The following is a 10,901-nucleotide window of genomic DNA, read 5'->3' as shown; positions in this document are numbered from 1 at the left end:
TTGGCGTGAGGTGGTGGCGGGGGTTGTGGGGGGGGGGGTGCCACCCGGTTGTCGCTGGGGCGGCCGGGGGCGCGCCACTACCGCTCCCTCCCTTTTGCGCAGCAAAGGGGAGGGTTGGGGAGGGGTGAGCTTTTGGCTGCCTGATTTGGCACGTGTTTCGCGGCTTACGCCGCTCCTACAGAAGATTCCGGCGCCTATGTGCTATTGGGAAAGCCCCTGCCGAGCATGGCTCGGCACTACGGTTCAGCCGCCTTTGGCGAATTTCTGCAACGCTTCGCCCTGCAGGCGGTAGACCGTCCACTCGTCCTGCGCTACTGCACCGGCAGCCTTGTAGAAGTCGATGGCCGGCGTGTTCCAGTCCAGCACCGACCATTCGAAGCGGCCGCAGCCCTGTTCCACCGCCAGCCTGGCGATGTGCTGCAGCAGGGCCTTGCCGGCCCCGCTGCCGCGCGCATCGGGGCTTACGTACAGGTCTTCCAGATAGATGCCGTTGCGACCCAACCAGGTCGAGTAGTTGTAGAAGAACACCGCGTAACCGATGGCCTGACCACCGCGTTCGCAGATCAGGGCCTGTGCCTTGGCATCGGCAGCAAACAGGCTGGCGCGAATGCCAGCCTCGTCGGTCTGTACCGAGGATTCAGCCTTCTCGTAAATGGCCAGCTCGCGGATGAAGTGCAGGATCAGGCCTGCGTCATCGGCGATGGCCGGACGGATCTGCACTTCAGCCGCGCTCATCACTCAGCCTCGCGCCGCAGCAACATTGCCGCGCATCTTGCTGATCATCTCGGCGTAGTTGGGCGCGTTGAAAATGGCCGAACCCGCTACGAAGGCATCGGCACCGGCAGCGGCGATCTCACCGATATTGTCCGCCTTCACGCCACCGTCCACTTCCAATAGCACCGGCTTGCCGAGCTTGTCGATCATCGCCCGCACCGCGCGTAGCTTGTCCAGCGTCGACGGGATGAAGGCCTGACCACCGAAGCCCGGGTTGACCGACATCAGCAGCACCAGGTCCAGGTCTTCCAACACCCAGTCCAGCACTTCGACCGGGGTTGCCGGGTTCAGCACCAGCCCGGCCTTGCAGCCATGCGACTTGATCAACTGGATGGTGCGGTGGACGTGGCGGCTGGCTTCCGGGTGGAAGCTGATGATGCTGGCACCGGCCTCGGCGAAGTCCGGCACGATGCGGTCCACCGGCTCGACCATCAGGTGCACATCGATGGGCGCGGTGACGCCATGCTTGCGCAGCGCCTGGCAGACCATCGGGCCGATGGTCAGGTTGGGCACGTAATGGTTGTCCATCACGTCGAAATGGACCCAGTCGGCACCGGCGGCCAACACGTTGTCGACCTCCTCGCCGAGCTTGGCGAAATTGGCCGAGAGAATGGACGGGGCGATGATGCAGTTGGACATGACGGAGCCTTTCAGCGCTTGCGCAGGGTTTTGATGCGGTCGTAGGCGGCGTTGATCTGCCGGGCCTTCTTCTCGGCCTGGGCGCGCAGCTCGGGGGCGGCGCCGGCCACTTTGTCGGGGTGGTACTGGGACATCAGGCGGCGGTAGGCCAGGTCGATCTCGGCGTCGGTGGCGTCGCGGGGGACCCCCAGTTCACGGTACGGCAGGTCCTTGCCCAGCTTGAACCAGTCGCTATCGAAGGCATGCCCCAGCAACAGGCCAATTATCCCGCCAAACAAGGGGTTGGGCCTGAAAAGCAGGGCCCCGGCAATGAAACCGAACAGTTTTCCGTACCAGCGCATGGGTGGGCGAATGGCCTGAGGACAATCAAGACGTGCATTTTATGCCACAGCGGCCCAATCCCGCCGTACACTAGGCCGCCCGCCGACCAGCCGCGGGCCCTGCGGGTCCTCCAGACCCGGGTCCTCCACGCCGGCGGCATTCATTGCCAAGTCCCAGGAGTGCCCGTGCCGACCACGCTGTTGCAATCCGATCTTCCCGGCCTGCCCTTGCGCCATCGCGGCAAGGTGCGTGATGTGTTTGATATCCCGCGCGAACGTCTGCCAGCCGGAACACCCCCGGGCGAATACCTGTTGATGGTTGCCACCGACCGCCTGTCGGCATTCGACGTGGTGCTGCCCGACCCGATCCCGGGCAAGGGCGAGATGCTGTGCCAGGTGTCCAACTTCTGGTTCGCCAAGACCGCGCACCTGATGCCCAACCACCTGACCGGCATCGACGTGGCCAGCGTGCTGCCCGAAGGCGTGGACCCGGCGCTGTACGCCAAGCGTGCGGTGGTGACCAAGAAGCTCAAGCCGGTACCGGTGGAAGCCATTGCCCGCGGCTACGTGATCGGCAGCGGCTGGAAGGACTACCAGCGCACCGGCAAGATCAGCGGCATCGCCCTGCCCGACGGCCTGCAGCAGGCCGAAAAGCTGCCCGAGGCCATCTTCACCCCGTCGACCAAGGCGGCAGTGGGCGACCACGACGAGAACATCGACTTCGACGCGATGGTCAAGGCGGTTGGCGCCGACATGGCCGAGAAGGTGCGTGACGCGACCCTGCGCATCTACAAGTTCGCCGCCGAATACGCGGCCGAGCGCGGCATCCTGCTGGCCGACACCAAGTTCGAGTTCGGTACCGATGCCGATGGCCGTCTGTACATCATGGACGAGATGCTGACCCCGGACTCCTCGCGTTACTGGCCGGCCGACGAATACCAGGTGGGCATCAGCCCGCCCAGCTACGACAAGCAGTTCGTGCGCGACTATCTGGAAACGCTGGACTGGGACAAGACCGCGCCGGGCCCCGCCCTGCCGGCCGAGGTGATCGAACGCACCCGCGCCAAGTACGCCGAAGCGCTGGACAAGCTGGCCGGCATCAGCGTCGACTGATTCCTGCAGTACCGGTCACGGATGCGCACGGCCACCGTGCGCATCCGTAGGGAAGCCGCGCTATGCTCTGCCAGTCAACCCGGGAGGGAACGTGGAATGAGTATTGCGCGACCGGTGGATCGTTATTTCGCCAGCTACTCCGGCGATCACGTCAACCACACCAACCAGGCCATCCACGTCATCGCGGTGCCCGCGATCCTGTGGTCAGTCATCGCCCTGCTGTGGTGCATCCCGCCGCTCGTGCCGTGGTTCCAGCATGGCATCTGGGCGGCGTTCGCCATGTTTGGCACCTGGGCCTATTACAACCGGCTGTCGCGCCCGCTGGGCATCGGCATGCTGATCATCTTCTTCGTGTTCGGCTGCATCTGCCGGCTGCTGGAAGACCGGCTCGGCATCCGGATGCTGCTGTACATCGCCATCGGTGTGTTCGTGGTGGCATGGATAGCGCAGTTCATCGGCCACAAGATCGAAGGCCGCCGGCCGAGTTTCCTCACCGACCTGACCTACCTGCTGATCGGCCCGATCTGGGTGCTGGCCAAGCTGTTCCGGCAGTTCGGCTGGCGTTACTGAGTGCGGCGGATACATCCGCCGCTCTGTCTCATTCCTGACCCGGCACCCGGGAACACGCATCCCTGCGATCAGGCTATGCCTGTGCTGATTCCGGCGTCGCAATGAACATCGCCGCCTCGGCCACGAAGGCGCACGGCGCATAGCCGAAATCGCGGCGTGCCGGTTCGATATCGAATGCCAGCGGCTCGGTCATCCGCGCCAGCGCGGCGGCATTCATGCCCTGCAGGCGCCCGCCGGCATGCGCAAGCCGCAAGGCCAGCTTGAACAGCGGTGTGGGCAGGCGCAGCAAACGCGGCCGCGAGGGCAGACAGGCCAGCGTCCGCCGCACCATCTCGGCATAGCCCAGCACTTCGCCACCGCCCAAGGCATAGGCCTGGCCTGAAGTGGATGGATGCGGCAGTACCTGCATTGCCGCGTCAGCCAGATCCTGCACATGCACCGGCTGGCGCAGGCCATTGGCATTGGCGGGCAATGCAAAGAAACCGGTACGCGTGGCCAGCGCCGCGATCTTGGTGAGGGTCTTGTCGCTGGCGGCACCGTAGACCAGGGTTGGCCGCAGCACCGTCGCCGCCACGTTCCGCGCTGCGGCGCTGTCAAACAGCAGGCGTTCGGCTTCGCGCAGACGCCGCGCGACATCGCGCTCGGCCGGCTCGGACGAGTCCTGTTTCACGTCCACGCTGGTCGAGCCAAATGCCACCACACGCGGTGCAGCAATGGCCGAGGCGGCATACCAACGCGCGAAGTGATCCAGCGGGCCGCAGCTGAAAACCGCGTCCACGGGTTGATCTGCCAGATTCGTGCTGGACAGATCGCCGAGCTGCCACGCCACCCCGGGCATGGGCTCACGCGCCTGCCGGGTCACCGCTGTTACCTGCCAGCCCGCCGCAACCAGGTTCGCCAACAGACGCTTGCCGATCTGACCACTGCCGCCAAATACCAGCGCGCGGCGTTGGTCCGCGACACTGCGAATATCGTTCTCCATGCGATGAAGGATAGGCGAAGCACCCCCGATTCCGCAGCCATCAACGGGATTGAGCGCCGCGCTGTGGGAATTGCGGGAGCGGCGGCTGTGGGAGCGGCGTGAGCCGCGAAGCGGGTGTTGCTGAAGCCCTTGGCATCTTGTGCCATCTGATGATGTGCCAGCTTCGCGGCTCACGCCGCTCCTACAAAATGCCGGACTACGCACCACCAAGGTAGCCCGGTTGGCGCAGCGCATCCGGGCTACCGATGTTGCTGAAGCCCTTGGCATTTGCGCAACCTGATGATCCACCGGCTTCGCGGCTCACGCCGCTCCTACAAACGGCCAGGCGGCTGCACCGCATCGGATGGCGCCCAGACAACCCGACGCGACGCACCGCTTTCACGTTTTCGGGCCGGAGCCACTGGCAGCACTGGCTCCGGCTATCTAACCCGAACGGATCATTCAGAAAAAGTCGCGGATCGAAAAAATCGCCTGTTAGACTGCAAAACCCCTTTCTGAACCGCGCCCTACATGACGCCAGTCCTGTTGCTGCTGCTTGCGCTGCCCTTTCTGCTGGCAGCGGCCATCGCCCTGATTGGCCGCCTGTCACGTGGCGCAGCCGCATGCCTGGCGGGCGCGGCACCAGTACTGGGCCTGGCCCTGCTCGGCAGCGTCACCCCCGCCGTGCTCGATGGCGAGATCGTCCGCAACAGCTGGCAGTGGCTGCCGCAGATCGGCCTGGACTTCAGCCTGCGCCTGGATGGCCTGGCGTGGATGTTCACCGGGCTGGTGCTCGGCATCGGCGCGCTGGTGGTGCTGTATGCGCACTATTACCTGTCGGCACAGGACAGCGCGCGCCGCTTCTACAGCTACCTGCTGCTGTTCATGGGCGCGATGCTGGGCATGGTGCTGGCCGGCAACCTGCTGTTGCTGATGGTGTTCTGGGAACTGACCAGCATCAGCTCGTTCCTGCTGATCGGCTTCTGGTCGCACCGCAAGGACGCCCGCGAGGGCGCGCGGATGGCCTTGATCGTCACCGGCGGTGGCGGCCTGGCGCTGCTGGCCGGCGTGCTGCTGATCGGCCGCATCGTCGGCAGCTTCGACCTGGACGTGGTGCTGGCCTCGGGCGAGCTGATCCGCAGCAGCGCCTTGTACCCGTGGGCACTGCTGCTGGTGCTGGCCGGCATCTTCACCAAGAGCGCGCAGTTCCCGTTCCACTTCTGGCTACCGCAGGCGATGGCCGCGCCGACCCCGGTGTCGGCCTACCTGCACTCGGCAACGATGGTGAAGGCCGGCGTGTTCCTGCTGGCGCGCCTGCACCCGGCGCTGGCCGGCAGCGAGCTGTTCTTCTATGTGGTCAGTGGCATTGGTGCGCTCACCCTGTTGATCGGCGCCTGGAATGCGATCTTCCAGCATGATCTCAAAGGCCTGCTGGCCTATTCGACGATCTCGCACCTGGGCCTGATCACCCTGCTGTTCGGCCTGTCCACGCCGATGGCGGTGGTGGCCGGCGTATTCCACATCCTCAACCACGCCACCTTCAAGGCCTCGCTGTTCATGGCCGCCGGCATCATCGACCACGAGACCGGCACCCGCGACATGCGCCGCCTCGGCGGCCTGCGCCGCTTGATGCCGATCACCAGCGCACTGGCCATCGTCGCCTCGCTGGCGATGGCCGGCATCCCGCTGCTCAACGGCTTCCTGTCCAAGGAAATGCTGTTTGCCGAGGCCCTGGCCACCCAGGGCCCGGACTGGATGCGTTCGGCGATCAGCGTCGCCGCGCTGCTGGCCGGCATCCTCGGCGTGGCCTATAGCCTGCGCTTCGTCCATGACACCTTCTTCGGCAAGGGCCCGGTCGACATCGACGTGGTGCCGCATGAGCCGCCGCGCTGGATGAAGGTGCCGGTGGAAGTGCTGGTGGTGATCTGCCTGGCCGTCGGCATCGCCCCGGCGCTGACCATCGCGCCGGTGCTGCACACCGCCGCCGCATCCATCCTCGGCGCCTCGATGCCGCAGTACAGCCTGTCGGTCTGGCATGGCTTCAACCTGCCACTGGTGATGAGCGCGATTGGCGTGGTGGGCGGTATTGCCCTGTATTTCGGCCTGCGTCGATTCACCGACCTGTATGCCGCGCGCAACCGCCCCACCGGCAAACACCTGTTCCATCGCGGTTTGGACGCCTTGTTCGGCTTCGCCCACGCCGTCACCGCCGCACTGGCCAATGGCAGCCTGCAGCGCATGCTGTTCGCACTGGTACTGGTAGCGGTGATCGTTGCCGCCGCGCCTTACATCGCCAATCCGGTGATGCCGGTATGGCCGGCCCCGCAGTCCATGCCCTTGCTGGGCTGGACACTGTGGCTGGTGATGCTGGCCTGCGCGTTTGCCGGACTGTTCCTGTACCAGCAACGCTTGCTGGCGGTGATCGTGATGGGCGGCACCGGCCTGATGGTGGCGCTGACCTTCGTGTTCCTGTCGGCCCCCGACCTGGCCCTGACCCAGCTGATGGTGGAGATGGTGACGCTGGCGCTGATGCTGCTGGGCATGAACTACCTGCCCGCACAGTCGCCGCCGGAGCACGCACGCTGGCGCAAGCGTCGTGATGCGCTGATCGCCATCATCGCCGGCGGCGGTATCGCCGCGCTGGCCTACTCGCTGATGACCTTGCCGCCCAACACCATGGCCGGGGAGATGCTGCTGCGTTCGCTGCCCGAGGCCTATGGCCACAACGTGGTCAACGTGATCCTGGTCGACTTCCGCGGCTTCGATACCTTTGGCGAAATCACCGTGTTCGGCATCGCCGCGCTGGTGGTGCACGCCATGCTGCGGCGTACGCGGATGGCACCGGAGCAGATCATGCCGGGGCCGCCGATCAAGCTGCCGGTGCCGGCCGACCTGGCCCAGATCATGTTCCCGCTGACATTGACGGTATCGATCTTCCTGTTCCTGCGCGGCCACAACGCGCCGGGCGGTGGCTTCGTCGCCGGCCTGGTGCTGGCGGTGCCGCTGCTGATCCAGTACGTGATCCAGGGCACGGTGTCGGTGGAGTCGCGCTTCGGCTTCGACTACATCCGCTGCATCGGCCTGGGCCTGTTGATCGCCCTGCTCAGCGGCGCGGCGTCGATGCTGTTCGGCGTGCCGTTCCTGACCAGTGGTCACCTGGACCTGCACCTGCCGCTGATCGGCGAGGTGCCATTGGCCAGCGCCATTGGCTTTGATACTGGCGTCTACCTGGTGGTGTTTGGCGGGGTGATGCTGATCCTGTCGATGATGGGCACCATCAAGCCCTCGCGCACCCGCAATGCCCGCAACGGCGAAATCGATATCCACCGCCGTTCGGCACGCACCGGGGAGATGCACTGATGGAACTGGCACTGGCAAGCGCCATCGGCGTACTGGCCGGCATTGGCATCTACCTGCTGCTGCGTGCGCGCAGCTTCGATGTGATCCTGGGCATGACCTTCCTGTCCTACGCCACCAACCTGCTGATCTTCAGCGCGGGGCGGCCAGTCACCGGCAAGGCGCCGGTGCTCAAGGACGGCGTGGCCACCAGCCTGGTGCATTACACCGACCCGTTGCCGCAGGCGCTGGTACTGACTGCGATCGTGATTGCCTTCGCGATGACCGCGGTGAGCATCGTGCTGGCGATGCGCAGCCGCAGCGACAACCACAGCGACCATGTGGACGCGCATGAACCCGAGCTGCCGGCAGCCGATGCCGCCAAGGCGGAGGGCGGCGCATGAACCACCTGGTGATCCTGCCGATCCTGATCCCGCTGTTGGGCGCCGCGCTGTCGCTGTTCATCGAGCACCGCCGCTATGGCCCCAAGGTGCAGCGCACGGTGGCCTGGGCCAGCATGGCCGCGCTGGCGGTGGCGGTGGCGCTGTTGATCGTACAGACCAGCCAGGGCCAGATCTCGGTCTACCTGCTCGGCGACTGGCCGGCACGGTTGGGCATCGCGCTGGTCGCCGACGGCCTGGCCGGCTGGATGCTGGGCACCACCCTGCTTCTGGCCATCGCCTGCCTGCTGTACGCCTGCACCGGCTGGGACCGGCGCGCACCGCACTTCCATGCGCTGTTCCAGTTCCAGCTGGTTGGCCTCAACGGTGCCTTCCTGACCGGCGACATCTTCAACCTCTTCGTCTTCTTCGAGGTGATGCTGATCGCCTCCTACGGCCTGCTGCTGTCCGGCGGGCGTGGCCTGCGCATGCGCATCGGCCTGCACTACGTGGTGTTCAACGTCACCGCCTCGACCCTGTTCCTGATCGCGCTGGGCATGCTCTACGCCACCCTGGGCTCGCTCAACATGGCCGAGATCGGCCAGCGCATCGCCGAGCTGCCGCCCTCGCACCTGAAGCTGGCCAAGGCCGCGCTGGGCCTGCTGTTGCTGGTGTTCTGCTCCAAGGCCGCGCTGCTGCCGATGTACCTGTGGCTGCCTGAGTCCTATGCGCGTGCGCCGGCCGCAGTTGCCGCACTGTTCGTGATCATGACCAAGGTCGGCCTGTATTCGGTGCTGCGGGTGAGCTCGCTGTGGTTCGATGCCGATGCAGGGGCGATGAGCGGCTACGGCAGCGATTGGCTGTTGTGGGCCGGCATCGCGACCCTGGTGGTTGGCGCGCTGGGCGCGCTGGCGGCCACCCGCATGAGTGTGCTGGTGGCCTACCTGGTGGTGGTGTCGGCGGCGACGCTGTTCATCGCCTTCGCGCTGGGCAATGCCGGTACGATCTCGGCCGGCCTGTATTACCTGCCGCACAGCACCTTCGCCGCCGCCGCGCTGTTCCTGATCGCCGACCTGATGCGCCGCCGTCGCCAGCAGGCCGACCGCCGCCGCGAGCATGAACTCACCGTACTGCCGGGCAAGACCGTACCGGGCCTGTTGTTCCTGTTCGGCGCGGTGGCCGTTGCCGGCCTGCCGCCGCTGGCCGGCTTCCTGGCCAAGGCCGCGCTGCTCTCGGCCGTACCCGATGCGCATACCGCGGTGGTCTGGAGCGCGGTGCTGGGCAGCAGCCTGCTGGTGATCATGGGCCTGGCACGTACCGGCATCCGCCTGTTCTGGCACGTGCCCGGTGACGATGACAGTGCCCCTCCACCGGAGCCGGACGAAGCCCCGGCACGCCCCTTCGAAACCGCCGCCACCTGCCTGCTGCTCGGCTATGTGGTGCTGATGACGGTGTTCGCCGGGCCGCTGATGCGCCAGACCGACGCCATCGCCGCACAACTGCTGGCGCCGGATCAGTATCTGCAGGACGTGCGCGGCACCACGCCGCAGGTGAGGCAGCCATGAGCGAGCGTCGCCCCCTGCTGCGCCGGATCTTCCCCTCGCCGGCCCTGTCGATCACCGTCGTCGCCTTCTGGCTGGTGATGTCCGACAGCTTCGACCTTGGCCAGTTGGTGCTGGGCACGCTGCTGGGCATCGTGATCCCGCTGTTCGCCGCGCGCCTGGACCGCGAGTTCGCCCGCCTCGGCTCACTGCGGCCCATCCCCAAGCTGCTGGCGGTGGTGCTGTGGGACATCCTGGTGTCCAACCTGCGCGTGGCCGCGCAGGTGCTGGGCCCGGAGCACAAGCTCAAGCCCGGTTTCATCTGGGTGCCGCTGGACATCGCCAACATCCATGGCATCGCCGCGCTGACCAGCTTCATCACCCTGACCCCGGGCACGGTGTCGGCAGCCCTGTCCGAGGACCGCCGCCACCTGCTGGTGCACGTGCTGCACCTTGAGGACCCCACCGCCCTGATCAACGAGATCAAGAGCCGCTACGAAGCGCCGCTGATGGAGATCTTCCCGTGAACGGTTACCAGATATTCGAAACCACCCTGGTGGTGTGCATGCACATCGTCGGTATCGCCATGCTGCTGGCGCTGTGGCGGCTGCTGCGCGGCCCGACCGTGCCGGATCGCATCCTGGCACTGGACACCTTGTCGGTCACCGCCATCGCCGAGCTGATGCTGTTCGGCATGTACCTGGACTCGGCCATCTACTTCGAGGCCGCACTGATCATCGCCATGCTCGGCTTCTGCAGCACGGTGGTGCTGAGCAAGTTCGTGCTGCGCAGGGATATCGTCGAATGATCACCTTTCTGCAGATCGCGCTGTCGGCGCTGCTGGCCTTCGGCTGCTTCTTCATCCTGGTCGGTGCACTCGGCCTGGTGCGCTTCTCCGATTTCTTCAAACGCCTGCACGCACCGACCAAGGCCAGCACGCTGGGCGTGGGTTGCGTCTTGGTGTGCTCGGTGGCGTACCACATCTTCCTCGGCCAGGACCCGCAGCCACGCGAGCTGCTGATCACCGTGTTCCTGTTCATCACCGCCCCGATCAGCGCCCACCTGATGGCCAAGGCCGCACTGTCGCTGATGATGGAAAGCCGGCCCGAGCCGCCGAAGGAATAGTGCCGGGCACAAGCTCCACCGGTAGTGCCGAGCCATGCTCGGCATGAGGCCTGCCCGGCAACGCCCTGTAGTGCGGGGGGGCAGGGGGCGGGGGGGGGGGCGAGGGGGCACCGCCCCCGCCAGGGGGGGCCGGGCCCCACCG

At 66.1% G+C, this 10,901-nt stretch carries 12 protein-coding genes; 8 read left to right on the top strand and 4 right to left on the bottom strand.

Features of this window, described 5'->3' with window-relative positions; genetic code table 11:
* Window positions 1–243: 243 nt before the first annotated feature.
* Genes AC1VXC_RS20340 through AC1VXC_RS20330 form a run of 3 tightly spaced genes read right to left on the bottom strand, consistent with a single transcriptional unit; the run spans window position 244 to window position 1,754 of the window.
* The gene (locus tag AC1VXC_RS20340) at window positions 244–735 is read right to left on the bottom strand and encodes a GNAT family N-acetyltransferase (RefSeq protein WP_313170890.1); all 492 of its coding nucleotides are present in this window, start codon (window positions 733–735) and stop codon (window positions 244–246) included.
* Between the two features lie 3 nt (window positions 736–738).
* Window positions 739–1,413 carry a ribulose-phosphate 3-epimerase gene (gene rpe / locus AC1VXC_RS20335; RefSeq protein WP_303748644.1) on the bottom strand — a complete coding sequence of 225 codons (675 nt, stop codon included), beginning with the start codon at window positions 1,411–1,413 and terminating at the stop codon, window positions 739–741.
* Between the two features lie 11 nt (window positions 1,414–1,424).
* Window positions 1,425–1,754 carry a J domain-containing protein gene (locus AC1VXC_RS20330; RefSeq protein WP_312370834.1) on the bottom strand — a complete coding sequence of 110 codons (330 nt, stop codon included), beginning with the start codon at window positions 1,752–1,754 and terminating at the stop codon, window positions 1,425–1,427.
* Between the two features lie 165 nt (window positions 1,755–1,919).
* On the opposite strand from AC1VXC_RS20330, the gene AC1VXC_RS20325 reads away from it, so the two are divergent.
* Both AC1VXC_RS20325 and AC1VXC_RS20320 read left to right on the top strand, forming a co-directional pair.
* Window positions 1,920–2,846 (top strand): phosphoribosylaminoimidazolesuccinocarboxamide synthase, encoded by a 927-nt coding sequence (locus AC1VXC_RS20325; RefSeq protein WP_057626444.1) that lies wholly within the window; start codon window positions 1,920–1,922, stop codon window positions 2,844–2,846.
* Between the two features lie 96 nt (window positions 2,847–2,942).
* On the top strand, window positions 2,943–3,416 hold the full coding sequence (locus AC1VXC_RS20320; protein ID WP_312915034.1) for an Mpo1 family 2-hydroxy fatty acid dioxygenase: 474 nt from the start codon (window positions 2,943–2,945) through the stop codon (window positions 3,414–3,416).
* Window positions 3,417–3,489: 73 nt separating this feature from the next.
* Here AC1VXC_RS20320 and AC1VXC_RS20315 read toward each other — a convergent pair whose 3' ends face one another.
* On the bottom strand, window positions 3,490–4,398 hold the full coding sequence (locus AC1VXC_RS20315) for an NAD-dependent epimerase/dehydratase family protein (protein WP_313170896.1): 909 nt from the start codon (window positions 4,396–4,398) through the stop codon (window positions 3,490–3,492).
* A 510-nt stretch (window positions 4,399–4,908) separates the two neighbouring features.
* Here AC1VXC_RS20315 and AC1VXC_RS20310 point away from each other — a divergent pair.
* The 6 genes from AC1VXC_RS20310 to AC1VXC_RS20285 are packed head-to-tail and all read left to right on the top strand — an operon-like array spanning window position 4,909 to window position 10,759.
* The gene (locus AC1VXC_RS20310; protein WP_481539377.1) at window positions 4,909–7,737 is read left to right on the top strand and encodes a monovalent cation/H+ antiporter subunit A; all 2,829 of its coding nucleotides are present in this window, start codon (window positions 4,909–4,911) and stop codon (window positions 7,735–7,737) included.
* Window positions 7,737–8,117 (top strand): Na+/H+ antiporter subunit C, encoded by a 381-nt coding sequence (locus tag AC1VXC_RS20305; protein WP_313170900.1) that lies wholly within the window; start codon window positions 7,737–7,739, stop codon window positions 8,115–8,117. The genes AC1VXC_RS20310 and AC1VXC_RS20305 overlap by 1 nt, the downstream gene beginning before the upstream one ends.
* Window positions 8,114–9,658 (top strand): monovalent cation/H+ antiporter subunit D, encoded by a 1,545-nt coding sequence (locus AC1VXC_RS20300; protein WP_481539376.1) that lies wholly within the window; start codon window positions 8,114–8,116, stop codon window positions 9,656–9,658. Before AC1VXC_RS20305 ends, AC1VXC_RS20300 begins: the two co-directional genes overlap by 4 nt.
* Window positions 9,655–10,161: a Na+/H+ antiporter subunit E gene (locus AC1VXC_RS20295; RefSeq protein ID WP_313170903.1), complete on the top strand. Its 507-nt coding sequence runs from the start codon at window positions 9,655–9,657 to the stop codon at window positions 10,159–10,161. Before AC1VXC_RS20300 ends, AC1VXC_RS20295 begins: the two co-directional genes overlap by 4 nt.
* Before the next feature lie 38 nt (window positions 10,162–10,199).
* On the top strand, window positions 10,200–10,442 hold the full coding sequence (locus AC1VXC_RS20290) for a K+/H+ antiporter subunit F (RefSeq protein WP_313171338.1): 243 nt from the start codon (window positions 10,200–10,202) through the stop codon (window positions 10,440–10,442).
* Window positions 10,439–10,759 carry a Na+/H+ antiporter subunit G gene (locus AC1VXC_RS20285; RefSeq protein WP_405051648.1) on the top strand — a complete coding sequence of 107 codons (321 nt, stop codon included), beginning with the start codon at window positions 10,439–10,441 and terminating at the stop codon, window positions 10,757–10,759. Before AC1VXC_RS20290 ends, AC1VXC_RS20285 begins: the two co-directional genes overlap by 4 nt.
* Window positions 10,760–10,901: the final 142 nt, after the last annotated feature.

The organism is Stenotrophomonas sp. STEN033, from assembly GCF_056856655.1.
This window is presented reverse-complemented; position numbering and strand designations above follow the sequence as displayed.

What these genes read in the sequence shown, in the direction of transcription:
- AC1VXC_RS20290 (WP_313171338.1), top strand. Translation starts at nt 10,200, where the DNA reads ATGCACATCGTCGGTATCGCCATGCTGCTGGCGCTGTGGCGGCTGCTG.
- AC1VXC_RS20300 (WP_481539376.1), top strand. Translation starts at nt 8,114, where the DNA reads ATGAACCACCTGGTGATCCTGCCGATCCTGATCCCGCTGTTGGGCGCC.
- AC1VXC_RS20285 (WP_405051648.1), top strand. Translation starts at nt 10,439, where the DNA reads ATGATCACCTTTCTGCAGATCGCGCTGTCGGCGCTGCTGGCCTTCGGC.
- AC1VXC_RS20310 (WP_481539377.1), top strand. Translation starts at nt 4,909, where the DNA reads ATGACGCCAGTCCTGTTGCTGCTGCTTGCGCTGCCCTTTCTGCTGGCA.
- AC1VXC_RS20305 (WP_313170900.1), top strand. Translation starts at nt 7,737, where the DNA reads ATGGAACTGGCACTGGCAAGCGCCATCGGCGTACTGGCCGGCATTGGC.
- AC1VXC_RS20320 (WP_312915034.1), top strand. Translation starts at nt 2,943, where the DNA reads ATGAGTATTGCGCGACCGGTGGATCGTTATTTCGCCAGCTACTCCGGC.
- AC1VXC_RS20330 (WP_312370834.1), bottom strand. Translation starts at nt 1,754, where the DNA reads ATGCGCTGGTACGGAAAACTGTTCGGTTTCATTGCCGGGGCCCTGCTT.
- AC1VXC_RS20295 (WP_313170903.1), top strand. Translation starts at nt 9,655, where the DNA reads ATGAGCGAGCGTCGCCCCCTGCTGCGCCGGATCTTCCCCTCGCCGGCC.
- AC1VXC_RS20340 (WP_313170890.1), bottom strand. Translation starts at nt 735, where the DNA reads ATGAGCGCGGCTGAAGTGCAGATCCGTCCGGCCATCGCCGATGACGCA.
- rpe (WP_303748644.1), bottom strand. Translation starts at nt 1,413, where the DNA reads ATGTCCAACTGCATCATCGCCCCGTCCATTCTCTCGGCCAATTTCGCC.
- AC1VXC_RS20315 (WP_313170896.1), bottom strand. Translation starts at nt 4,398, where the DNA reads ATGGAGAACGATATTCGCAGTGTCGCGGACCAACGCCGCGCGCTGGTA.